Annotated in this window: 25 protein-coding genes and 1 CRISPR repeat array (1 of these 26 cut by a window edge); of the genes, 20 read left to right on the top strand and 5 right to left on the bottom strand. The window is 70.9% G+C overall.

Features of this window, described 5'->3' with window-relative positions; translation table 11 throughout:
• Positions 1-190: 190 nt before the first annotated feature.
• The 3 genes from lepA to O7621_RS26825 all read left to right on the top strand — a co-directional run bounded on the left by lepA (position 191) and on the right by O7621_RS26825 (position 2,978).
• Complete coding sequence (lepA, locus tag O7621_RS26835; protein ID WP_278170677.1) at positions 191-2,077, top strand: translation elongation factor 4; 1,887 nt, start codon at positions 191-193, stop codon at positions 2,075-2,077.
• Positions 2,074-2,595 (top strand): NUDIX hydrolase, encoded by a 522-nt coding sequence (locus O7621_RS26830; protein WP_282231784.1) that lies wholly within the window; start codon positions 2,074-2,076, stop codon positions 2,593-2,595. The genes lepA and O7621_RS26830 overlap by 4 nt, the downstream gene beginning before the upstream one ends.
• A 104-nt stretch (positions 2,596-2,699) precedes the next feature.
• A complete protein-coding gene (locus O7621_RS26825; protein ID WP_278170675.1) occupies positions 2,700-2,978 on the top strand; it encodes a GlsB/YeaQ/YmgE family stress response membrane protein in 279 nt (92 codons plus the stop codon).
• 140 nt (positions 2,979-3,118) lie between these two features.
• On the opposite strand, the gene O7621_RS26820 is transcribed toward O7621_RS26825, so the two are convergent.
• The 3 genes from O7621_RS26820 to O7621_RS26810 all read right to left on the bottom strand — a co-directional run bounded on the left by O7621_RS26820 (position 3,119) and on the right by O7621_RS26810 (position 6,122).
• Positions 3,119-4,021: a phytanoyl-CoA dioxygenase family protein gene (locus O7621_RS26820; RefSeq protein ID WP_282231783.1), complete on the bottom strand. Its 903-nt coding sequence runs from the start codon at positions 4,019-4,021 to the stop codon at positions 3,119-3,121.
• A 259-nt stretch (positions 4,022-4,280) separates the two neighbouring features.
• Positions 4,281-5,069 carry a hypothetical protein gene (locus tag O7621_RS26815; RefSeq protein WP_282234750.1) on the bottom strand — a complete coding sequence of 263 codons (789 nt, stop codon included), beginning with the start codon at positions 5,067-5,069 and terminating at the stop codon, positions 4,281-4,283.
• A gap of 243 nt (positions 5,070-5,312) precedes the next feature.
• Positions 5,313-6,122, bottom strand: coding sequence for an enoyl-CoA hydratase-related protein (locus O7621_RS26810; RefSeq protein ID WP_282231782.1), 810 nt, complete (start codon positions 6,120-6,122; stop codon positions 5,313-5,315).
• Between the two features lie 17 nt (positions 6,123-6,139).
• Between O7621_RS26810 and hemW the strand changes: the two genes are divergently transcribed.
• Positions 6,140-7,363 carry a radical SAM family heme chaperone HemW gene (gene hemW / locus O7621_RS26805; protein WP_282231781.1) on the top strand — a complete coding sequence of 408 codons (1,224 nt, stop codon included), beginning with the start codon at positions 6,140-6,142 and terminating at the stop codon, positions 7,361-7,363.
• Between the two features lie 93 nt (positions 7,364-7,456).
• On the opposite strand, the gene O7621_RS26800 is transcribed toward hemW, so the two are convergent.
• Positions 7,457-8,014, bottom strand: a complete 558-nt coding sequence (locus O7621_RS26800; RefSeq protein ID WP_282231780.1) for a DUF4870 domain-containing protein — start codon at positions 8,012-8,014, stop codon at positions 7,457-7,459.
• Between the two features lie 380 nt (positions 8,015-8,394).
• Here O7621_RS26800 and hrcA point away from each other — a divergent pair, with 380 nt between their 5' ends.
• The 9 genes from hrcA to era all read left to right on the top strand — a co-directional run bounded on the left by hrcA (position 8,395) and on the right by era (position 16,161).
• Positions 8,395-9,417 (top strand): heat-inducible transcriptional repressor HrcA, encoded by a 1,023-nt coding sequence (hrcA, locus tag O7621_RS26795; RefSeq protein WP_282231779.1) that lies wholly within the window; start codon positions 8,395-8,397, stop codon positions 9,415-9,417.
• A 70-nt stretch (positions 9,418-9,487) separates the two neighbouring features.
• Complete coding sequence (dnaJ, locus tag O7621_RS26790) at positions 9,488-10,621, top strand: molecular chaperone DnaJ (protein WP_282234749.1); 1,134 nt, start codon at positions 9,488-9,490, stop codon at positions 10,619-10,621.
• 49 nt (positions 10,622-10,670) lie between these two features.
• The gene (locus tag O7621_RS26785) at positions 10,671-11,414 is read left to right on the top strand and encodes a 16S rRNA (uracil(1498)-N(3))-methyltransferase (protein WP_282231778.1); all 744 of its coding nucleotides are present in this window, start codon (positions 10,671-10,673) and stop codon (positions 11,412-11,414) included.
• A 40-nt stretch (positions 11,415-11,454) separates the two neighbouring features.
• Positions 11,455-11,811 carry a histidine triad nucleotide-binding protein gene (locus O7621_RS26780; protein ID WP_282234747.1) on the top strand — a complete coding sequence of 119 codons (357 nt, stop codon included), beginning with the start codon at positions 11,455-11,457 and terminating at the stop codon, positions 11,809-11,811.
• A gap of 128 nt (positions 11,812-11,939) precedes the next feature.
• A complete protein-coding gene (locus O7621_RS26775) occupies positions 11,940-12,998 on the top strand; it encodes a PhoH family protein (RefSeq protein ID WP_278170666.1) in 1,059 nt (352 codons plus the stop codon).
• A 17-nt stretch (positions 12,999-13,015) separates the two neighbouring features.
• On the top strand, positions 13,016-13,483 hold the full coding sequence (ybeY, locus tag O7621_RS26770; RefSeq protein ID WP_282231777.1) for an rRNA maturation RNase YbeY: 468 nt from the start codon (positions 13,016-13,018) through the stop codon (positions 13,481-13,483).
• On the top strand, positions 13,480-14,886 hold the full coding sequence (locus tag O7621_RS26765; protein ID WP_282231776.1) for a hemolysin family protein: 1,407 nt from the start codon (positions 13,480-13,482) through the stop codon (positions 14,884-14,886). The genes ybeY and O7621_RS26765 overlap by 4 nt, the downstream gene beginning before the upstream one ends.
• Positions 14,879-15,259: a cytidine deaminase gene (locus O7621_RS26760; RefSeq protein WP_281551000.1), complete on the top strand. Its 381-nt coding sequence runs from the start codon at positions 14,879-14,881 to the stop codon at positions 15,257-15,259. The genes O7621_RS26765 and O7621_RS26760 overlap by 8 nt, the downstream gene beginning before the upstream one ends.
• Positions 15,256-16,161 (top strand): GTPase Era, encoded by a 906-nt coding sequence (gene era, locus O7621_RS26755; protein ID WP_282231775.1) that lies wholly within the window; start codon positions 15,256-15,258, stop codon positions 16,159-16,161. Before O7621_RS26760 ends, era begins: the two co-directional genes overlap by 4 nt.
• Positions 16,162-16,179: 18 nt before the next feature.
• On the opposite strand, the gene O7621_RS26750 is transcribed toward era, so the two are convergent.
• Positions 16,180-16,989: a DUF4097 family beta strand repeat-containing protein gene (locus O7621_RS26750; RefSeq protein WP_282231774.1), complete on the bottom strand. Its 810-nt coding sequence runs from the start codon at positions 16,987-16,989 to the stop codon at positions 16,180-16,182.
• Between the two features lie 129 nt (positions 16,990-17,118).
• Between O7621_RS26750 and recO the strand changes: the two genes are divergently transcribed.
• The 7 genes from recO to O7621_RS26715 all read left to right on the top strand — a co-directional run bounded on the left by recO (position 17,119) and on the right by O7621_RS26715 (position 22,687).
• Positions 17,119-17,895 carry a DNA repair protein RecO gene (gene recO, locus O7621_RS26745; RefSeq protein WP_282231773.1) on the top strand — a complete coding sequence of 259 codons (777 nt, stop codon included), beginning with the start codon at positions 17,119-17,121 and terminating at the stop codon, positions 17,893-17,895.
• Positions 17,892-18,698 (top strand): isoprenyl transferase, encoded by an 807-nt coding sequence (locus O7621_RS26740; protein WP_282231772.1) that lies wholly within the window; start codon positions 17,892-17,894, stop codon positions 18,696-18,698. Before recO ends, O7621_RS26740 begins: the two co-directional genes overlap by 4 nt.
• A 45-nt stretch (positions 18,699-18,743) precedes the next feature.
• Positions 18,744-18,917, top strand: a complete 174-nt coding sequence (locus O7621_RS26735) for a hypothetical protein (RefSeq protein WP_282231771.1) — start codon at positions 18,744-18,746, stop codon at positions 18,915-18,917.
• A gap of 109 nt (positions 18,918-19,026) precedes the next feature.
• A complete protein-coding gene (locus tag O7621_RS26730; RefSeq protein WP_282231770.1) occupies positions 19,027-20,115 on the top strand; it encodes an iron ABC transporter permease in 1,089 nt (362 codons plus the stop codon).
• Positions 20,116-20,181: 66 nt separating this feature from the next.
• Positions 20,182-21,171: an ABC transporter substrate-binding protein gene (locus tag O7621_RS26725; RefSeq protein ID WP_282231769.1), complete on the top strand. Its 990-nt coding sequence runs from the start codon at positions 20,182-20,184 to the stop codon at positions 21,169-21,171.
• A complete protein-coding gene (locus O7621_RS26720) occupies positions 21,168-21,992 on the top strand; it encodes an ABC transporter ATP-binding protein (RefSeq protein ID WP_282231768.1) in 825 nt (274 codons plus the stop codon). Before O7621_RS26725 ends, O7621_RS26720 begins: the two co-directional genes overlap by 4 nt.
• Complete coding sequence (locus O7621_RS26715) at positions 21,989-22,687, top strand: class I SAM-dependent methyltransferase (protein ID WP_282231767.1); 699 nt, start codon at positions 21,989-21,991, stop codon at positions 22,685-22,687. The genes O7621_RS26720 and O7621_RS26715 overlap by 4 nt, the downstream gene beginning before the upstream one ends.
• A 324-nt stretch (positions 22,688-23,011) precedes the next feature.
• Positions 23,012-23,089: a CRISPR direct-repeat array (repeat unit 36 nt) (it continues 463 nt past the right edge of the window).

The following is a 23,089-nucleotide window of genomic DNA, read 5'->3' as shown; positions in this document are numbered from 1 at the left end:
CCTCCATCCTGCCGCGCCACCGCCACGAACCCCGGCAGCGGCACCCGGCCGGCATCCGGCGTTGGCAGCCGCGCTAGGTGGTGGCCCAGTGGTGGGCATGGGCACCCCGACGATCGGGGCGTGGGAACATAGGTTGCGGCCGGCGACGCCGGCTGAGACGACGGACTCCAGCCCAGCAGAACGGACCACCGTGCCTCCGACGCCCGATTCCGGCGTGAACGCCCCCGGTGCCACCGAACCCGGCAGCATCCGGAACTTCTGCATCATCGCGCACATCGACCACGGAAAGTCGACCCTCGCCGACCGGATGCTCCAGCTCACCGAGGTGGTCGACCCGCGCCAGATGCGGGCCCAGTACCTGGACCGGATGGACATCGAACGGGAGCGCGGCATCACGATCAAGAGCCAGGCGGTACGGATGCCCTGGACGATCCGCGCCGGTGAACGCCAAGGTGAGTCCGCCGTGCTCAACATGATCGATACCCCGGGGCACGTCGACTTCACCTACGAGGTGTCCCGCTCACTTGCCGCGTGCGAGGGCGCGGTGCTGCTGGTCGACGCGGCGCAGGGGATCGAAGCCCAGACGCTGGCCAATCTCTACCTGGCGCTGGAGAACGACCTGCACATCATCCCGGTGCTCAACAAGATCGACTTGCCGGCGGCGCAGCCGGAGAAGTACGCCGAGGAGCTGGCGCATCTGATCGGCGGCGATCCGGCCGACTGCATCCGGGTCTCCGGCAAGACCGGCGAAGGTGTTCCGTACCTGCTCGATGAGATCGTCCGCCAGTTCACCCCGCCGGTCGGTGACGCGGCGGCACCGGCGCGGGCGATGATCTTCGACTCGGTGTACGACGTCTACCGGGGGGTGGTGACCTACGTCCGGGTGATCGACGGGCGGATCGAGGCCCGGGACCGGATCAAGATGATGTCCACCGGCGCGACCCACGAGCTGCTGGAGATCGGGGTGATCTCACCCGAGATGATCAAGGCGACCGGGCTCGGTGTCGGCGAGGTCGGTTACCTGATCACCGGGGTGAAGGACGTCCGGCAGTCCCGGGTGGGGGATACCGTCACCATCAACGGCCGGCCGGCGACCGAGCCGCTCGGCGGCTACAAGGACCCGCGGCCGATGGTGTACTCCGGGCTGTATCCGATCGACGGTTCCGACTATCCGGCGCTGCGCGAGGCGCTGGACAAACTGAAGCTCAACGACGCGGCGTTGACCTACGAGCCGGAAACGTCCGGCGCGCTCGGCTTCGGGTTCCGCTGCGGCTTCCTCGGCCTGCTGCACCTGGAGATCATCCGGGAGCGGCTGGAGCGGGAGTTCAACCTCGACCTGATCTCGACCGCCCCGAACGTGGTCTACCGGGTGGTGATGGAGGACGGCGAGACGGCCACCGTCACCAACCCGAGCGAGTACCCGACCGGCAAGATCGCTGAGGTGCACGAGCCGGTGGTCCGGGCCACCGTACTGACCCCGAACGACTACGTCGGCGCGGTGATGGAGCTGTGCCAGGGGCGGCGCGGCTCGTTGCAGGGCATGGACTACCTTTCCGCCGACCGGGTCGAGCTGCGCTACACGCTGCCGCTCGCCGAGATCATCTTCGACTTCTTCGACCAGCTGAAGAGCCGCACGAAGGGCTACGCCTCGCTCGACTACGAGCCCTCCGGCGAGCAGCCGTCGGACCTGGTCAAGGTGGACATCCTGCTGCACGGTGAGCCGGTGGACGCGTTCAGCGCGATCGTGCACAAGGACAAGGCGTACAGCTACGGCACGACGATCGCTGCCAAGCTGCGCAACCTCATCCCGCGCCAGCAGTTCGAGGTGCCGATCCAGGCGGCGATCGGCAGCCGGGTGATCGCCCGGGAGACGATCCGGGCGATCCGTAAGGACGTGCTGGCCAAGTGCTATGGCGGCGACATCAGCCGTAAGCGCAAGCTGCTGGAGAAGCAGAAAGAGGGCAAGAAGCGGATGAAGATGGTCGGCCGGGTTGAGGTGCCGCAGGAGGCGTTCATCGCGGCCTTGTCCACCTCGGATGGCGGTGGCTCGGACGGGAAGTCCGGTGGCAAGCGGTGATCCCCCGTGGGTACGGACCGAGCGCGGCGTACTGCCCGCGGTGCGGGGCCGGGCTTCCCGGTCCGCCGCCGGTGCGCTGCGGTGGCTGCGCCTACCAGCTGTTCCAGAATTCCCGGCCGACCGTCAACGTGGTGGTGACCGACCCGGCCCGGACCCGGTTCCTGGCCATCCGGCGGGCCAAGCCGCCCCGGGCCGGTCAGTGGGAAACTCCTGGCGGGTTCTGCGACGGGGCGGAACACCCCCGGTCTGCGGCGCTGCGCGAGTGCCGGGAGGAGTTGGGCGTCGAGGTCGAGCTCGGTGCGCTGGTCGGTCTCTACCTGGGTGAGTACGAGTTCCAGGACGAGCTGTTGAGCGTGCTGGAGTGCTTCTTTCTGGCCACCCTTGCCGGCGACCGGGTCCGACTCGACTCGGCCGAGGCCACCGAGTGCGGTTGGTTCGCCCTCGCCGAGCCGCCACCGTTGGCCTTCGCGACCATGGACGCGGCGATACGGGACGTGGCGGCATCCTTCGGACGTTGACGCGGTTGATCGTCGGCGGAGATGAATCGGTTTGGTTGTCGCGATGGCCGGGAACTTAGCGGTCACCAAGGACAACACGACATCTCCGACAAGGAGGATGAACAATGACCGTAATGGGCATCATCACCGCTCTCATCGTCGGCCTCATCATCGGTGCGCTCGGCCGTCTGGTCGTGCCGGGCAAGCAGAACATCCCGATCTGGTTGACCATGCTGATTGGCGTCGGCGCCGCCCTGCTGGGCACCGTCATCGCCCGTGCCGGCGGCTTCGCCAGCACCGCCGGCTTCGACTGGCGGGAGTTTTTCGTGCAGGTGATTCTGGCTGCGGTCGGTGTGGCGCTGGTCGTCGGGGTCGGTGGCCGGCGCAGCATGAGCCGGTACTGACTGGCCGGGTCGACTGGCCGAGCGGTCGGGCCGACGGACTGACCGCGCGATCGACAGCTGACGGCACCGGGTCCGTCGTCGGCGCCCATCCCCGGCACAGGGCGGGGCGGATGCCGACGACGGACCCGGTTGTCCGCAGGTCAGCGCAGCCAGGGGATGCTGCGGTCGAGCAGCCCACGCTCCTTGAGTTCCTTACGGAGCGGGATTTCGTCGTCGATGTAGCCGTCCCAGTTGATGCCCCAGTAGTTGGCGGTGTGGGTGCCTTCGCCGAGCAGCTGTCGCTGCACCGGCGTCCGGTTCGCCCACCACTGGCCGTCCTTGTCGACATGCAACTCGTCCAGCGGGCGGATCCAGCGGTACGTGTACCCGATGAACAGCATCTTGCGGGTGATCGTGGACAGGTTGGTCGACCGGGAGTGCCACTGCCGGCGGTCGAAGATGAACGCGTCGCCCGGGTTCGCGGTGATCTCGACCGAGCCTTCGGGATCCGGGTTGTGCACGGTGAGGTCCGCCGGGCGGGGCAGCGAGTTGCGCAGGTGGCTGCCGGGGATCACCTTGGTGGCGCCGCGGCCGGTCTCCGACAGGTCGGACAGGACGTAGGCCACCTTCAGCGAGAACATCGGCCGGGGCAGGTTCGGATCCATCGTCTCCGGGTCGGAGTTCTGCCGGTAGCCGTCCTGGTGCCACCCCCAGTACGGCTTCTCCGGCTCCAGCGCAGGTGGGGTCACGTCGAGGTGGTTGTGGTGGGTGTAGATGTTCCAGCCGGCCAGCCCCCACATGTACGGGAACGCGATCGGATGGGTGAGCAGGTCGCCGAAGAGTTCGTCGCGGTCCAGAAAGCCCAGCAGGTGCAGGGTGCCGTCGGCGGTGGTCCTACCGGCGGCCTTCTCCTCGGCGTACACCCGGTCGACCGCGGCCTCGAGTGCTGCCCGGTGGTCCTCGGTCAGCACGTTGCGCAGCAGGAGGAAGCCCTGCTCGTGGAACTCCTTGCGGTCGATGTCGCTGATCGCTTCGTAACCGGTCCGCCCGCCGTAATCGAACACAGCTTTCCCGTCCTGTCGGTGGTGCGCCCTTTTTCGGGCCTGGCGGATGCCGATCCTAGCCCGCCTATCGGCCGGCCCGCCCGGGCCGATTGTCAGCAATTCGCGGGCCGTGTGGTCGGCCACAGCTGATTGCACGTGAGGTGTCGGGGCACGCACTTTCGGTACAGGATCATCGCGCGAAATGTCCGGATTGTATAATTTGCCGTATGTTGCGCTAACTGTCGGTCAAGATGTGCAACCAGAGGGCCGGTTGTCGACGTCAGGCGAAGACCTCCGCCATCACCCGCCCAGTCTCGATGTCCCCGCCGGAAATCGACGACCAACTGCCGCCTTCCGCAGTCCATTCCTGATCGCCGAACGTGACCCTTTTGACGCCATGATCAGTGGCGTGGGAAACGAGCCAGTGCGCATATCGCCAACCGGCCTGCGTGTTCTCCACCGGTACGCTCAGTGATGGCGTGGTGGACACCGGTAGCAGCGACTCCAGGCCGCCCCAGTCCAGCCGCAGTCCGGCGGTGAGCGCGGCCGTCGCCTCGGCACCCCGCATCACCGGATCCCGGGTCACCGTGCAGGCGACCGCTCCGGTGGCCTCGCCGAGCAGCGCCGCAGTGAGCACCTGCGACTCGTCAGTCCACTTCTCGTACGCCTCGGGGAAGGCCGACCGCTGGACGGCCTGCGCGGCGTCGGTGACCCGCATGTCCTGCCAACCCCGGACCCGTTCCAGGCCGGCGTAGAACGCGTTCGTCGCGTACCTGGTGTCGCGGATCTGTTCGACCGTGCCCCACCCCTGGCTGGGCCGCTGCTGGAACAACCCGACCGAATCCCGGTCGCCGCCGGTCAGGTTGCGCAGCTTGGACTCCTGGAACCCGGTCGCCAGCGCCACCACCACGGCACGGGGCGGCAGCCCGCGCTGCACCCCGATCGCCGCGATCGTGGCGGCGTTCGCCATCTGCTCCGGGTCGAGCGACACCCGACGCAGTTGGCCGTCGCCGGCCCCGGGCATGGAGTCGGGCAGCTCGACCGTGCAGCCCCGCCAGCCACCGGGCAACGCGAAATCGCCGATCCACCGGCCCAGGCCGACCCCGCCCAGAAGGGCGATTGCCGCCAGCACGGCGACCAGCACCAGCACCGTCCGAGCCCGCACCGTCACCCCCACGCGTGTTGCTGGGACCTTTGGTACACCAGGGACGGTTGTGTCGTCCAGCGGGAGCGGGTCCCGCGCTTGTCGTACGCCGGCCCTTACGCCGTACGCCTCGACCCCTTACGTCGGAGATACCCCGTTTCGGGGCGACTATCCGTGGTCACCGCCCGGCAGCCAGCTCGGGTCGCGTTTGTCGCGGAACGCCCGTACGCCCTCGCGGCCCTCTTCGGAGAGGAAGTATCCGGTGGAGAGCTCACGCAGCTCGGCCGTCTCGGCCCGGATGTCCGCCGCCGGGGTGCGGCGGAGCAGCTGCTTGGTGCCGGCCAGGGCACCCGGGGCGCCCCGGACCAGTGCGGCGCAGCTCGCCGTCACCGCAGCGTCCAGCTCCCCGGCCGGTACGGCGGCGCTGACCAGACCGATCTGCGCCGCCCGGGCACCGTCGAACAACTCACCGGTGAGGTACAGCTGCGCCGCTGCCCGTGGCTGCAGCCGACGCAGCACAGTGGCGGAGATCACCGCCGGGACCACTCCGAGCCGTACCTCGGTGAAGGCGAAGGTGGCCGCCGCGTCGCAGATCGCGATGTCGGCCGCGGCGATCAGCCCCAGCCCGCCGGCCCGGGCCGGGCCGCCGACCCGGGCCACCACCGGCTTGGGGCACTCCCAGAGCGCCGCCAGCACGTCGCCGAGCATCCCGACCGGCACCTGCCGGGTCGCGTACGCCTCGGCGGTCTCCTTCAGGTCGGCGCCGGAGCAGAAGACCGGACCGGTGTGGCTCAGCACCACCACCCGGACCTGCGGGTCGGCGACCGCCTCGGCCAGGCCGGCGAGCAGGTCGGTCATCAGCGGGGTGGACAGCGCGTTGCGGTTGCCCGGGCTGTCCAGGGTCAGGGTGGTGATCCCGGCGGCGGTGGCCGTACGGATCAGTGGCTGCGCGGACCTGGTGGGTCGGGGCTCATCCATGCCGGCACACTAGTCCCATGCCAGGAGCACCACCCGCCGGTACGCCGGTGCCCGCCGACGGGGCGCTGCCGCCGTCCGCGCTCGCCCGCAGCGGCCGGCGCGGCTTCGGGGTCTATCTGCACGTGCCGTTCTGCGCCACCCGCTGCGGCTACTGCGACTTCAACACGTACACGCCCGCCGAACTTGGCGGCAGCGCGCCGGTCGGCGAGTACCTGGACGCCGTACTGGCCGAGCTGGAACTGGCCGCGAAGGTCCTGGCTGACCGCCCGCCGGGGCAGGTGGACACGGTCTTCGTCGGCGGCGGCACGCCGAGCCTGCTGCCGGCCGACGCGCTGGCCCGGCTGCTCGACGCGATCGACGCCACCTGGGGGCTGGCCGCCGACGCGGAGGTCACCACCGAGGCCAACCCGGAGTCGGTGACCCCGGCGTCGCTGCGGGCGCTGCGGGCCGCCGGCTACACCAGGGTGTCGCTCGGCATGCAGTCGACCGCAGCGGCGGTGCTCGCCGTGCTGGACCGCCGGCACGCGCCGGGCCGCGCGGTCACCGCCGCCCGGGAGGCCCGGGACGCCGGATTCGAGCACGTCAATCTCGACCTGATCTACGGTACGCCGGGGGAGAGCGCGGCGGACTTCGACGAGTCGCTGGCGGCGGCGGTGGCGGCCGGGGTGGACCACGTCAGCGCGTACGCGCTGATCGTCGAGGACGGCACCCGGTTGGCGGCCCGGATGCGGCGCGGCGAACTGCCGTATCCCGACGATGACGTCGCCGCCGACCGCTACCTCGCCGCCGAGTCGGCCTTGAGCGGCGCCGGATTCGACTGGTACGAGGTGTCGAACTGGGCCCGGTCGGACGCCGGCCGGTGCCGGCACAACCTGTTGTACTGGACCGGCGGTGACTGGTGGGGGCTCGGGCCGGGGGCGCACAGCCACGTCGGCGGGGTCCGCTGGTGGAACGTGCGGCATCCCCGGTCGTACGCCGAGCGGCTGGCCGCCGGACGGTCGCCTGGCCACGGCCGGGAACTACTCACCGGCACCGAGCAGCAGGTCGAAGAGGTGATGCTGGGGCTGCGGCTGGCCAGTGGGCTGCCGCTGGCGCGACTGGCCCCGGCCGGCCGGGTCGCGGCCCGCCGAGCCGGCGACGACGGGTTGCTCGACTCCGGCGCGCTCGCTGCCGGGCAGGCGGTGCTGACCCTGCGCGGCCGGCTGCTGGCCGACGCGGTCGTCCGGGACCTGCTCCCGTGAAACCCGCTGCTGGGCTGCCTTACGTGGCGTGGCCCGCCTTGCCCGCCACCGGTGACGCCCCCGGAGCCAATACGGATCCGGGGGCGAGCGGTGTCACTTGATGAGATTGGCGGACATCGGGTACTTGTACAGCGTCCCCTCGTTGGCCTTAACGCCCGCGATGATCCCGAAGATGATCTGGATCGCGAACACCACCAGGCTGGGGATGAACAACAGGCACCAGCTGACGAAGAGCAGCACGAAGGCGATCGCCGACCAGAGGATCTGGAAGTTGAGCGCGGCCAGTGCGTGCGCCCGTACGGCCGGTGACTGCTGACCCTTGACCAGGTAGGCGATCAGCGGGCCGACGAAGCCGAGCGGCCCGAAGCTGATGAACGCGCCCAGGGCGCCACCGAAGTGGGCGATCAGGGCCCAGGTCTTGTCGTCGTTGGTGGCGTAGCCGGACGGGGGTTGACCTCCGTACGCCGGACCGCCGGGCGGGTAACCGCCGGGCGGGGGGTATCCGCCGGCGCCGCCGGGCGGCGGGGGGTATCCGGGAGAGGAGGCCTCGCCCGGCATCGAGTAGGACGCTGGAGGTGGCGGCGGGGAGTTGGGGTCCTGCGGCATGCCGCCGGGACCGTTCTCCCCTGGTGGGCGAGGTGGTTCAGTCATGCCCGACACGGTAGGGGGACGGATCAAGCCGCGCCAGTTAGCCCCGCCGACGATTTTCCCGTCCGGGCAGGCCATCTCCGCTGGTCGGTCGGCTTGCGTGGGGCCCGCCGGCCGGCTTCTCCGGCCCGCCGGCCGGCTTGCGGAGCCCCGCCGGCCGACCGATCCGACCCGGGTGAGTGCGCTTGGTGACATATCGCCCGGTACGCCCCCGCCCGGCGAACTGATCATCGCCGGCCCGGCCCGATCGACGTATGCTGGCACTCACAACCGGCGAGTGCCAGCAGGGGCGTCCGTCGTCGGTCCGGCCACCCACCGGCCGCCGTGACGGCCGGGACCGTAGCCTCGGACCGGTCCGACCGGTGTCAGCGGAGGAGGTGCAGATGGGTCTCGACGACCGCAAACTCGACGTGCTTCGGGCGATCGTCGAGGACTACGTCGCCACCCAGGAGCCGGTCGGCAGCAAGGCGCTGGTCGAGCGGCACCAGCTCGGGGTGTCACCGGCGACCGTCCGTAACGACATGGCGGTGCTGGAGGAGGAGGGCTACATCCGGCAGCCGCACACCAGCGCCGGGCGGGTCCCGACCGACCGTGGCTACCGGTTGTTCGTCGACCGGCTGTCCCGGGTGAAACCGCTCAGCCCGGCCGAGCGCAGGGCGATCGAACGTTTCCTCGCCGGCGCCGTCGACCTCGACGACGTCGTGCACCGCACCGTCCGGCTGCTCGCCCAGCTCACCCGCCAGGTCGCGGTGGTGCAGTACCCGAGCCTGTCCCGGTCGTCGGTCCGGCACCTGGAACTGGTGCCGATCTCGACCACTCGGCTGATGCTGGTCCTGATCGTCGACACCGGCCGGGTCGAGCAGCGACTGGTGGAGCTGCCGGCCCCGATCAGTGCCGACGACGTGACCGACCTGCGTCGGCTGGCCAACGAGAAGCTCGACGGTTGTCGGCTCTCCGACACCCCGCCGTTGGTCCAGGCGTTGGTCGAAGAGGTGCCAGCGGACCTGCGACCGGCGATGACCACGCTTTCGACGGTCCTGCTGGAGACGCTGGTCGAGCGGCACGAGGAACGCCTCGCCCTGGCCGGGACCGCTAACCTGGCCAGAGGGGGACTACTCGACTTCCAGGGCTCCCTGCGTCCGATACTGGAGGCACTGGAGGAGGAGGTCGTCCTGCTCAAGCTGATCGGCGAGGTGGAGCCGAGCACCCTGCGGGTCCGCATCGGCGACGAGAACGAGATCGACAATCTGCGGGCCGCATCCGTGGTCAGCACCGGTTACGGTCCGGGCACCGTCATGGTCGGTGGCCTCGGCGTGCTGGGGCCCACCCGGATGGACTACCCCGGCACCATCGCCACGGTTCGCGCCGTGGCACGCTACGTCGGCGATCTGCTGGCGCAGAACTGACCGGCGGGCAGGATCAAAACGACCCGGCGAACTGCACATGCGAGACTGACACATGAGGACACCAGACGCAGTGGCCAAGGACTACTACGGGATTCTCGGCGTGAGCCGGGACGCCTCCGCTGACGACATCAAGCGGGCCTACCGCAAGTTGGCCCGGCAGTACCATCCGGACGTCAATCCGGATCCGGTGGCGGCTGACAAGTTCAAGGACATCAACGCCGCGTACGAGGTGCTCTCCGACGACCAGAAGCGGCAGATCGTCGATCTCGGTGGCGATCCGTTGGCGCCCGGCGGCGCGCCCGGCGGCGGCCCCGGCGGGGCCGGGCCCTTCGTCGGCTTCCAGGACATCATGGACGCCTTTTTCGGGGCGGCGGCCGGCTCCCGTGGGCCGAGGTCGCGGACCCGCCCCGGCGCCGACGCGATCCTGCGTCTGGAGCTCGATCTGACCGACACCGCGTTCGGCGTCGAGGCGCCGATCACCGTCGACACTGCGGTGATCTGCACCACATGCTCTGGCGCGGGCACCGCGTCCGGCACCCACCTGGCGACCTGCGAGGCGTGCGGCGGGCGCGGCGAGGTCCAGTCCGTGCAACGGACCTTCCTCGGTCAGGTGGTCTCGTCCCGGCCCTGTGTCGCCTGCCAGGGCTACGGCACCGTCATTCCGCACCCCTGCACCACCTGTTCCGGCGACGGCCGGGTGCGGACCCGACGTTCGCTGACCGTCAAGATCCCCGCCGGGGTGGAGGACGGGATGCGGATCCGGCTGGCCCAGCAGGGCGAGGTCGGGCCGGGCGGGGGCACCGCCGGTGACCTGTACGTCGAGATCCACGAGCGGCCGCACGACGTCTACTCCCGCAAGGGCGACGACCTGCACTGCCGGGTCACCGTGCCGATGACCGCCGCGGCGCTCGGCACCCGGCTGACCATCCGGACCCTGGACAGCGACGAGCCGGTGGACGTCAAGCCGGGCACCCAACCGGGTGCCACCCTGCGGCTGCGTGGGCGCGGCGTGCCACATCTGCGCGGCACCGGCCGCGGTGACCTCTACGTGCACCTCGACGTGCGTACCCCGACCAAGCTCGACGCCGAGCAGGAGCGGACGCTGCGGGAGTTCGCCAAGGCCCGGGGCGAGGAGGTCGCTGAGCTGACGAAGCAGGGCGGGTTCTTCTCCCGGATGCGCGACGCGTTCAACGGCCACGGCTGACCCACCGACCCGCCCCGGCCAGCGAGTAGCAGCGGAGAACCGATCCGACGTGAGCGCCCCACTGTTTCTCGTCGAGCGCCTGCCGACCGGGCCGACCCACACCCTCGACGGGCCGGAGGGCCACCACGCCGCGACGGTGGTCCGGCTGCGCCCGGGTGAGCGGTTGCGGCTCGCCGACGGGCGCGGTGGCGTCGCCGACGCGGTGGTCGAGGCCGTCGGCCGGCACCAGCTGGATCTGCGGGTCGTCGACACCGGGTACGTCAGCGCCACCGACCCCCGGCTGGTGGTGGCGCAGGGCGTCGCCAAGGGTGACCGGGGCGAGTTGGCGGTGCAGGCGATGACCGAGGTCGGGGTCGACGAGATCCTGCCGTGGGCGGCCGCCCGATCGGTGACCCGCTGGCGCGACGACCGTGGCGCCCGGGCCCGGCGACGATGGGTCGACACCGCGCGGGAGGCCACCAAACAGGCCCGCCGGCCGTGGCTGCCGACGATCGGCGGGTCCGACCAGCAGCCGGCCGAGCCCACCGACGCGGTCGCCGCCCGGTGCGCGGCGTCGGCCGCCAGCTTCGTCCTGCACGAGTCGGCGCAGCAGCGGCTGGCCGTCGCCGACCTGCCGACCACCGGGTCGGTGCTGCTGGTGGTGGGGCCGGAAGGCGGGATCGACGACGCCGAGCTGGCCACCTTCGTCGACGCCGGGGCCCGGCCGGTGCGGCTCGGCCCGGCGGTGCTGCGGACGTCGACCGCCGGTGTCGCGGCACTCGCCCTGCTCTCCGGTCGGCTGGGACGCTGGTAGCGCGGCGGTGGCTCGCCGGAGCCCGGTCACCGCTACCATCCTGCGGGTGAGCGACAACTGCGTCTTCTGCCGGATCGCCGCCGGGGAACTGCCGACCACCCTGCTGTACGAGGGGGCCAACACGGTCGCGTTCCGGGACCTCCACCCGCAGGCACCCACCCACGTGCTGGTGATACCGAAGCAGCACCACCCCGACGTCGCCGCGCTTGCCACGGCCGACCCCGCCGTCGCGGGCGAGCTGTTGACCACGGCGGCCGCGGTGGCGCAGGCCGAAGGGCTGACTGCCGACGGGTTCCGGTTGATCTTCAACACCGGCCGGTACGCCGGTCAGGAGGTGTTCCACGTGCACGCCCACGTGCTGGGTGGGGCACCACTCGGTCCGCTGCTGTCCCGTTGACAACCGGCGGAAATGGAGCCGCTGCGTCGGGCGTTGAGCGGATACGATGGCAGCAAGTCCGCCCGCCACGGCCGACCGGGTCGGGGCGCTGAAATGGAAGCAGGTGCGAAAGGCCGTCAGGCCGACCCATGACCGGCACTCCACCTCCCGGGCAGGCCCGGGTGCAGACCAGGATCACCGTCCCGGACCCGCAGATCATGGTCAACCTGCTCGGCGCAGGCGACGAGATCCTGCGGCTGGTCGAGCAGTCCCTCGCCAGCGACGTCCACGTACGTGGCAACGAGATCACCATCACCGGTGTGCCGTCGGACAACGCGGTGGCCGAGCGGCTGTTCAGCGAGCTGCTCGAGCTCATCGCCAAGGGCGAGACGCTGACCACCGACGCGGTCCGGCGCACCGTCGGCATGCTGGCGCAGGGCGGCAGCGAGCGCCCCGCCGACGTGCTCACCCTCAACATCCTCTCCCGGCGCGGGCGGACCATCCGGCCCAAGACGCTGGGCCAGAAGCGGTATGTGGACGCGATCGACGCGCACACCATCGTCTTCGGCATCGGCCCCGCCGGCACCGGCAAGACCTACCTCGCGATGGCCAAGGCGGTGCAGGCACTGCAGGCCAAGCAGGTCAACCGGATCATCCTTACCCGGCCGGCGGTCGAGGCAGGGGAGCGGCTCGGCTTCCTGCCCGGCACGCTCTACGAGAAGATCGACCCCTACCTGCGTCCGCTTTACGACGCGCTGCACGACATGCTCGACCCCGACTCCATCCCGAAGCTGATGGCGGCCGGCACCATCGAGGTCGCGCCGCTGGCCTACATGCGGGGTCGCACCCTCAACGACGCCTTCATCATCCTCGACGAGGCGCAGAACACCACGGCCGAGCAGATGAAGATGTTCCTGACCCGGCTCGGCTTCGGCTCCCGGATCGTGGTCACCGGCGACATCACCCAGGTCGACCTGCCCGGTGGCACCTCCAGCGGGCTGCGTACCGTGCGGGACATCCTCACCGGTTTGGACGATGTGCACTTCGCGCAGCTGTCCAGCACCGACGTGGTGCGCCACCGGCTGGTCAGCGACATCGTCGACGCGTACGCCCGGTGGGACGCCGACCGCGAGGCACAGCAGAATCAGGGCGTCCACGCGGTCCAGGGCCGGACCGCCCACGGCGGCCGGGCGAACCGGCGCCGATAGAGCTTCGGGAGAGACACGTGTCCATCGAGATCGCCAACGAGTCCGGGGCCGACGTCGATACCGACGCGGTGCTCGCCGTCGCCCGTCACGCGCTGGACGAGATGGGCGTCAACCCGCTCGCGGAGCTGTCGGTGCTGCTGGTCGACCAGGACTACATGGCCGAGCTCAACCACCGCTGGATGGGCAGCGAAGGACCGACTGACGTACTCGCCTTCCCGATGGACGAGGGCAGCGTCGACCACGGCCCGGGCGAGTCGAGCCCGGACGAGCCGGGGCTGCTCGGCGACATCGTGCTCTGCCCGGAGGTGGCCGCCAAGCAGGCGGCCACCGCCGGGCACGCCGCCGCCGACGAGCTTCACCTGCTCACCGTGCACGGGGTGCTGCACCTGCTCGGCTACGACCACGCCGAGCCGGACGAGGAACGTGAGATGTTCGAGTTGCAGGCGCGCCTGCTCTACAGCTGGAAGGAAGCCCGGGCCACGTGAACTCTGGCCATACCACCGGCACCCCGCTGGCCGCTGCTGCGGCAGCCACCGGGCTGCCGGACCTGCAACTGTTGGTCATCGCCGCCGGTCTGGTGGTGCTGGCCGGAATCATCGCGATGACCGAGGCGGCGTTGGTCGTCGTCTCCCCGGCCCGGGCCGCCGAGCTGGCCCGCGACGGCAGTCGGTCCGCCCGGGCGCTGCAGATCGTCGCCGCGGATGCGGTCCGGCACGTCAATCTGCTGCTGCTGCTCCGCCTGCTCTGCGAGCTGACCGCCACCACCCTGGTCGCGCTGGTCGCCGTGGACACCTTCGGTGCCGGCTGGACGGCAGCGCTGGTCACCGCCGGGGCGATGACCGTGGTCAGCTTCGTGGTGGTCGGGGTCGGCCCGCGTACGATCGGCCGCCAGCACGCCTTCGTCGTGGCGCGGGCGACCGCGCCGCTGGTGCGGGGTCTGGGCCGCGCCCTGAACCCGCTGGCCTCCCTGTTGATCCTGATCGGTAACGCGGTGACTCCGGGCAAGGGCTTCCGGGAGGGCCCCTTCGCCACCCAGATCGAACTGCGGGAGCTGGTCGACCTGGCCGAGCAGCGCGGCGTCGTGGAGCACGGCGAGCGCCAGATGATCCATTCGGTGTTCGCGCTCGGTGACACCATCGCCCGCGAAGTGATGGTGCCGCGGACCGAGATGGTGTGGATCGAACGGCACAAGACGCTGCGCCAGGCACTGGCGCTGTTCCTGCGGTCCGGCTTCTCCCGGATTCCGGTGATCGGCGGGAACGTCGACGACGTGGTGGGCATCATCTACCTCAAAGACGTGGTCCGTCGGGCCCACGCGGTCGGGCCGGGCAGCGACGAGGTCCCGGTGATCGAACTGATGCGTCCGGCGACGTTCGTGCCGGAATCCAAGCCGGTGGACGACCTGCTCTCCGAGATGCAGGCCGCCCGCACCCACCTGGTGATCGTGGTCGACGAGTACGGTGGCACCGGGGGACTGGTCACCATCGAGGACATCCTGGAGGAGATCGTCGGCGAGATCACCGACGAGTACGATGTCGAGCGGCCACCGGTCGAACGACTCGACGACGATCGGGTCCGGGTGACCGCCCGGCTGCCGGTCGAGGACCTCGGCGAGCTGTTCGGCGTGGAGATCTCCGACGACGAGGTCGAGACGGTCGGTGGGTTGATGGCCCACGTGCTCGGCCGGGTGCCGATCCCCGGTGCGGAGGTAACCGTCGCCGGTCTCCGGTTGGTCGCCGAGGGCACCACCGGGCGGCGTAACCGGGTGGACACCGTCCTGGTGAGCCGGACCGCCGACCGACCGGCCGAGCCGTCGGCCGAGCGTACCGCCGGCGGCCGAGACCACCGTCATGCCAGAGCAGAGGAAAGGCAGCACGCAGATGCCTGAGTCGCCGTCGGCCACGCCGGCCGGGTCGGAGCCGGAGCCGCAGATCAGCGCCGAGGACAGCAAGCTGGTCGTGCTGGCCCGCAGCGCCCGGGCCCGGATCGGGGCGGCCGAGGGCGCCGCCGTGCGGGACCAGGACGGGCGCACCTACGCCGGGGCGAACGTCGCGTTGCCGTCGTTGACGCTGACCGCGTTGCAGCTGGCGGTCGCGTCGGCGGTCGCGTCCGGGGCCACCCGGCTGGAGGCTGCCGCCGTGGTCACCGAAGCCTCCACCTTGGACGGTGCCGGCCACGCGGTGGTGCGGGACCTGGCCACCGACGCGCCGGTCCACGTCGCGGCCCCGGACGGCACACTGCTCGGCACGGTACGCCAGTGAGCCGGCGCGGGTCAGCTCCGCCGGATACCTTCCGGGCGGGCTTCGCCTGTTTCGTCGGCCGCCCGAACGCCGGAAAATCGACCCTGACCAACGCGATCGTCGGGCAGAAGATCGCGATCACCTCCAGCAAGCCGCAGACCACCCGGCACGTGATCCGGGGCGTACTGCACCAGCCGCAGTCGCAACTCGTCCTGGTCGACACCCCGGGGCTGCACCGGCCGCGGACGCTGCTCGGCGAACGCCTCAACGACCTGGTCCGCCAGACCTGGAGCGAGGTCGACGTGATCGGGCTGTGCATCCCGGCCAACGAGCCGATCGGCCGGGGCGACCGGTTCATCACCGGGGAGATCGCCGAGCTCAAAGCGACGGTGCTCGCGGTGGTCACCAAGACCGACCTGGTCGACCGGCGCCGGCTCGCCGAACAGTTGCTCGCGGTCAGTGAACTGGGTGACTTCGCCGACGTGGTGCCGGTCAGTGCCGCCACCGGCCACCAGGTGCAGACCCTGGTCGAGGTGATGACCGGCCACCTGCCCGAATCGCCCCGGCTCTACCCGGACGACATGCTCACCGACGAGCCGGAGCAGGTGCTGATCGGCGAGCTGATCCGGGAGGCCGCGCTGGAAGGCGTACGGGACGAGCTGCCGCACTCGATCGCGGTGATCGTCGAGGAGATGCTCCCAGAGGATTCGCTGATCCGGATATATGCCGACATCTACGTCGAGCGGCCGAGTCAGAAGGCGATCGTCATCGGCGCCGGCGGTAGCCGGCTGCGTGACGTCGGCACCCGCTCCCGCCGGGAGATCGAGGAGCTGCTCGGCAGCCGGGTCTACCTCGATCTGCACGTGCGGGTCGCCAAGGACTGGCAGCGCGACCCCCGGCAGCTGCGCAAGCTGGGCTTCTGACTCGGCATCTGCGGGACGTCACACTGGTTCGGGCCGGTTGCGATCGATGACGATGCTCCCGCTGCCGGTCCGCGCGTCGATCAGATGCTCGCCGTCCGGATCGTCCGGCACCCGTACGTCGGCCGATCCGGATCCGGTCTCGGTACGGATCCGGTAGCTACCTGCGGGCACGGTGACGTGCACCGACCCACTGGACGTCTCGGCACGCACCGGACCCGGGTCGTCAAGGGTGAGTTCCACCTTCCCGGAGCCGGTGGTCGCGACCACGCCATCGCCGCTGAGACCGCGGCCATCGATCGAGCCGGAACCGGTGTGCAGCTCCGCCGGACCGGACAGCCGGTACGCGGTGATGCCGCCGGAACCGGTCCGCGCGTCCACCCGACCAGCAGCTCGGTCGATGGTGATACTGCCCGATCCGACCCGCACCGACACGTCCGACACGTCGAACAGCGTCAGCTGGCCGGAGCCGTTCTCACCCTCGACCGAGACGCCCGGGGGCGCGACGATGTCGTACGACACGTCGCACCGCCAGCCGCACGACGTGTCCAGCTCGAGCACCGTCCCGTCGATCCGGTAGGTCCGACCCGGCTCGGAGCGCTGGTAGCGGACAACCCGCTGAATCTCGACCGTGTCACCGGGCCGGGTCCGCACCAGCACGTCGCCGTCGCCGGATTCCACGATCCGTACCGCGGTGATCGGGACCGTCTCGGTGTCGTTGAAGTCCTCCTGGTGCCAGGCAAGCGGTGCGCACGCGGCCGAGGCGACGGCCAGCAGCGCGACGGTCGACGCGGCGGCGAATGCGGTGCTCGTGGTACGGGTGCGAGTCATACCGGTGACGCTACGAGCGCCACCGGTGGGGCACATCCGGCACGCCCACCGATCTGTCCCGGATCGCGACCCTGAGTCCGTATCAGGGCCGGCCGCCGGCACGCCCGGTCGGCACGGGACAATGACCGGGTGCCCGGATACCGCCGCCAGCTCTACCGCGACGACGCGGTGGTGCTGCGCGTACAGAAGCTGGGCGAATCCGACCGGATCATCACCCTGCTGACCCGCCGGCACGGCCGGCTGCGGGCGGTCGCCCGGGGGGTACGCCGGACCACCTCCCGGTTCGGCGCCCGGCTGGAGCCGTTCGGCCACGTCGACCTGCAGATCGCCGGGAACCCCGACGGGCCCGGTAGCTCCCTGCACACGGTCAGCCAGGTCGAAGGGCTGCACCTGTACGGCAAACGGTTCCTGGCCGACTACCCGCGCTACACGGCCGCCAGCGCGATCGTGGAGACCGCCGAGCGGCTCACCCCGGTGGAACGGGAGCCGTCGCTGCGGCTGTTCCAGCTCACCCTCGGCGCGCTGCGGGCACTGGCCGAGGGCGACCACGCCGGCACCCTGGTGCTCGACGCGTACCTGCTGCGTGGGATGGCCCTCGCCGGCTGGGCGCCGGCGCTGCGCGACTGCGCGGTGTGCGGCACCCAGGGCCGGCACCGGGCGTTCTCCGTACCGGCCGGGGGGTGTGTCTGCCCGGACTGCCGACCACCCGGCGCGGCCCATCCGGCGCCGGCCACCATCGACCTGATGGCCGCCCTGGCCACCGGCGACTGGCAGGTGGCGGACACCTCGGAGCCGGCCACCCGCCGGGAGTGCAGCGGACTGGTGGCGGCGCACCTGCAGTGGCATCTGGAACGCGGGTTACGCTCGCTGCCGCTGGTCGACCGTTCCCAGGAGACGCAACCATGACCAAGGGCAGGGGCCTGCGCCCGCCGGTGGCACCCACTCCGCACCCGTCCGGTGCCCGGCCACCGGCGTTGCCGAAGCAGGCGCTGCCCGACCACGTGGCGATCGTGATGGACGGCAACGGCCGGTGGGCCAAGGACCGCGGTCTGCCCCGGACCAAGGGGCACGAGCAGGGCGAGTTCTCGCTGTTCGACACCGTCGAAGGCGCGATCGAGCTGGGCATTCCGTATCTGTCGGCGTACGCCTTCTCGACGGAGAACTGGCGGCGTTCGCCGGACGAGGTCCGCTTCCTGATGGGCTTCAACCGCGACGTCATCCGCCGCCGCCGCGACCAGCTGGTCGACCTCGGGGTACGGGTGGTGTGGTCGGGTCGGGCCGGCCGGCTGTGGAAGAGCGTGATCTCCGAGCTGCAGACCGCCGAGGAGATGTCCCGCCACAACAGCACGCTCACCCTGCAGTTCTGCGTCAACTACGGCGGCCAGGCGGAGATCGCCGACGCGGCGGCGGCGATCGCCCGGGACGTCGCGGCCGGCAAGGTCGACCCGGCCCGGGTCAACGAGAGGATGCTGGCCCGCTACCTCTACCACCCGGAAGTGCCCGAGGTGGACCTGTTCCTGCGGCCGTCCGGCGAGCAGCGGACGTCGAACTTCATGCTCTGGCAGTCGGCCTACGCCGAGCTGGTCTTCCTGGACACCCTCTGGCCCGACTTCGACCGGCGGCACCTGTGGTACGCCTGCGAGCTGTACGCGCAGCGGGACCGCCGGTTCGGCGGGGCCCTGCCCAACCCGGTCGCCCCGCAGGGCTGAGCGCGACCCGACCCAGTGCCGGTGCCGGACTGTCTGGAAAACCGGGTGCGCCGGGGGTCCGCACTGGCCGAGGTCGGGCTGCCCGCCGATGGTCGGCGCGCTGCCCGCGCCGTCGCGCCGGGCTCCGGCCCGCAGGCCAGGAGCGGCCGCCCGGACCGGCTCGCCGGTCGCGGTCAGCGCGCCGGCAAGGGTCGCAACTACCAGTTCCGGCGCAGCTGACCAACGCCGAGGTGAACAGTGACTCACCACCTTCCGATCCCTTGATCTTGCTGCTAGCTTCTTGCCATAGCTTTGCAAGAGCAAGTAATCGGCGTATGGGGGTGGGGCGATGGCGGCGGCCACCCTGTCGGCAGCCCGCAGCGACCTGCTCGGCGTCGCCGCGCAGCGCCGCCGGACCGGGATCTGGCTGGTCGCGCTGACCGTCGGGCTGACGGCCACCGCCGTGGTGGCGGTCGGCTCCGGCGCCATCGGGATCGCCCCGACGACCGTCGCCGCCATCATCGGCCACCAACTTGTCGGACTGCCCGGTGAGGCGACCTGGAGCCTTCCGGAGCAGGCCATCGTCTGGCAGGTCCGGCTGCCCCGGGTACTGCTCGGCATGCTCGTCGGTGCCGGGCTGGCCGTGTGTGGAGTGGCGTTGCAGGCGATGGTCCGCAACGTGCTCGCCGACCCGTACCTGCTGGGCATCAACTCCGGAGCGTCCAGCGGCGCGGCGGCGGCGATCCTGTTCGGGGCCGGCGCCGGCTTCGGCCAGTACGCCCTGTCCACCAGCGCCTTCCTCGGTGCCCTCGCCGCGTCGCTGCTGGTCTTCCTGATCGCCCGTAGCGGCGGCCGGGTCACCTCGATCCGGTTGCTGCTGTCCGGCGTCGCCGTCGGCTACGCCCTGTACGCCACCACCAGTTTCCTGATCTTCGCCTCCGGGTCGGCCGAAGGCGCCCGGTCGGTGATGTTCTGGCTGCTCGGGTCGCTGGGGCTGGCCCGCTGGGACGCCCTGCTGGCGGTGGCCGCCGTCGTGCTGGTCGGGATGACCGGGTACCTGACGATCGTCGGCCGGCGACTGGATGTGCTCGCCATCGGCGACGAGACCGCGCAGACCCTCGGAGTGTCACCGGACCGATTCCGGCTGCGCCTGCTGGTGCTCGTCTCGCTGAGCGTCGGGGTGCTGGTCTCCGCCGCCGGCAGCATCGGCTTCGTCGGCCTCGTCGTGCCCCACCTGGCCCGGCGGCTGGTCGGCGCACCACACGTACGGGTGGTGCCGGTGGCCGCCCTGCTCGGCGCGATCCTGCTGGTCTGGGCCGACGTGCTGGCCCGGGTCCTGCTGGCTCCCCAGGAGATCCCGATCGGGATCATCACCGCGCTGCTGGGCGCACCTTTCCTGCTGGTTCTGATCCGCCGCCTGCACGCCACGTCCGGGTGACCACCGGGCCTGCCCGAGCACCGGGTCCAACTGGGCCCCGAGTTGTCCGAACAGTCGAGGAGCACCATGAGGACAAGCCGTACCGCCGCCGTCGCGGTGGTCTCCGCCGCCGCGCTGCTCGCCGCCGGGTGCGGTGAAGCCGGTGCCGACCCCACCCCGGACGCGGCCGACGGTTACCCGGTCACCGTCACCAACTGCGGCGTCGACGTCACCTTCGACGCCGCGCCGCAGCGGGTCGTGCTGCTCAAGAGCGCGGCCGTGCCGTACCTGCACGCGCTCGGCGTGCTGGACCGGGTCACCGCCCGGGCCGGCCAGTACCCGGCGGAGTACTACGACGAGGCGACCCTCGCCGAGCTGGACCGCATCCCGCTGCTGACCGACAAGACCGACACCAGCGGCCACCTGCAGATCTCCAAGGAAGTGGTGATCAGCCAACAGCCGGACCTGGTGCTCGGCGAGGTGGACAACCTGTCCCGGGACACGCTGTCGGCGGTGGACATCCCGCTGCTGGAGGAGCCGGCGATGTGTCCGGGAAGCACGACGGTGCCGACCTTCGACGACGTCTACGCCCAGATGCGGACCTACGGCGAGGTGTTCGACCGGGCCGACGAGGCGGCTGCGGCGGTCACCGCGCTGGAAGAGCGGATGGCGCAGGTGCAGGCCCAGGCCGGGGCGGGCACCGGCCGTACGGCCGCGGTGCTGTATCCGACCGTCGGCGGCGGTGTCACCTACGCGTACGGCACCGCCAGCATGGCGCACCCGCAGCTGGAGGCGGCCGGGTTCCGCAACGTCTTCGACGACGTACCCGAACGGGTCTTCGAAGTCACGGTGGAGGAGCTGCTGGGCCGCGACCCCGACGTGCTGGTCCTGCTGTACAGCGACGGCGACCCGGCGGCGGTCGAACAGGGCCTGACCGGGCTGCCCGGGGCGGAGAACCTGGCCGCCGTACGCAACGGCGACGTGCTGACCCAGCTGTTCAACTTCACCGAGCCGCCGACGCCGCTGTCCATCGACGGACTTGAGCGGATCGTGCAGCACTTCCAGGCCGAGTCGTGATCACCGCGACCGAGGTCTCGTGGCGCTACGGCGCCAACCCGGTGATCGACGGGGTCAGCGTGACCGCCCGGCCGGGCCGGGTCCTCGGTTTGATCGGCCCGAACGGCAGCGGCAAGACCACTCTGCTGCGCCTGCTCCACGGTGCCCTGCGCAGCGGCGGTGCCGGGCGCAGTAGCGGTCCTGGTCGGAGTGGCGGTGCCGGGCGGGTCGTGGTGGACGGGGACGAACTTGCCGGCCTGCCGTCGCGGGAGGTCGCCCGCCGGCTGGCCGTGGTGGTGCAGGAGGCCGGCGGCACCGACACCGCGCTGACCGTGGCCGAGCTGGTGCTGTTGGGCCGGGGTCCGCACCTGTCGACGTTCCAGCGCACCAGTCGGACCGACCACGAGATCGTGGCCCGGTGCCTGGACCGGGTCGGTGCCGCCCACCTGGGTGCCCGCGCGTTCGCCGGGCTGTCCGGCGGCGAACGCCAACGGGTGCTGATCGCCCGCGCTCTCGCCCAGCAGGCCACCCACCTGCTGCTCGACGAGCCGACCAACCATCTGGACATCCGCTACCAGCACGAGGTCCTGCAGCTGGTGCGGGACCTCGGCACCTGCTCCATCGTCGTGCTGCACGACCTGAACCTGGCCGCCCGCTACTGCGACGACCTGGTGCTGCTCGGCGAGGGGCAGGTGGCGGCCGCCGGCAGCACGGACGATGTGCTCGACCCGGCGGTGCTCGAACCGGTCTACGGGATCGGCATCCGGCGGCTGGACCTCGACGGAGCCATCCACCTGCTGTTCCGTCCACACGAGGTCACCCAGGAAAGGACTGCGGCATGACGGCCGTACAGGATCGGATCAACGCGTACTGGACCGGCCGGGCACCCGGGTACGACGCGTACGTGCAGCGCCCTGAGCGGTTCGCCGTCGACCAGCAGGCCTGGTCGCAGGTCTGGGCGGCGGCACTGCCGCCGGCTCCGCTGGACGTGCTCGACGTCGGCACCGGCACCGGGCAGGCGGCCATCGTGCTGGCCGGCCTCGGCCACCGGGTCACCGGCATCGACCTGTCCGAGGGGATGCTGGAGCGGGCCCGGCACCACGCCGCCGCGATGCCCGGCGGCCCGGTCATCGCGTACGGCGACGCCGTGTCCCCGGATTTCCCGGCGGCCAGCTTCGACGCGGTGACCAGCCGCTATTTGATGTGGACGCTGCGGGAGCCGCAGGTCGCCGTCGCCAATTGGGTACGCCTGCTGCGCCCCGGCGGCACCGTCGCCGTGGTCGACAGCACCTGGTTCCCCGACGGGCTGGACAACGCCTCGGAGAACTTCGCCGACCACTACGACAGCACGGTCCGGTCGGCGCTGCCGCTGGCCACCGCGAAGTCGATCGACCAGACCGTGGCGGTGCTGGAGCGGGCTGGACTGCGTGATGTCACGGCCGTACCGCTGACCTCGATCTACGAACTCGATCAACGGTTCGGCGTGGCACCCGACCACGAACTCAAACTGCAGTACATCGTCACCGGCCGTCGCTGACGGTCGCGGCTCGCGGTGGGGTGACGGGTCAACGGAGTCCGTCCCCTCATCCGGCCTGTTCCAAAAGGAAGCAACTCGACGGTCGCCTCCAGCGACTCAGGATCCTCAGCCGGGATCAGCACTACCACTCGCGGCCGTTGCGCCTGATGCGAACGCGGCCATGATTCGGTCGATCTCGTCGGCGACCCTGGGAAGCCTGGCATCCGCTCCGGATAGCGGCAGCGCCGTCACGGACCAAACTCAGCCTACGGCCGACCTGCGCCGATGATTTTCGTGTGCTCGATGATTTACCACTGTGGCGGTCGAGGCTCTCAAGCTCTCGCCGGTTCAATCCGGCGCGGTTTTCGTGTGCTCGGGGACTGAGAACGACTGGTCGGGCAGTTGCAGCTAACTACAACCGGT

Source organism: Solwaraspora sp. WMMD937, from assembly GCF_029581175.1.
Taxonomy (GTDB): domain Bacteria; phylum Actinomycetota; class Actinomycetes; order Mycobacteriales; family Micromonosporaceae; genus Micromonospora_E.
This window is presented reverse-complemented; position numbering and strand designations above follow the sequence as displayed.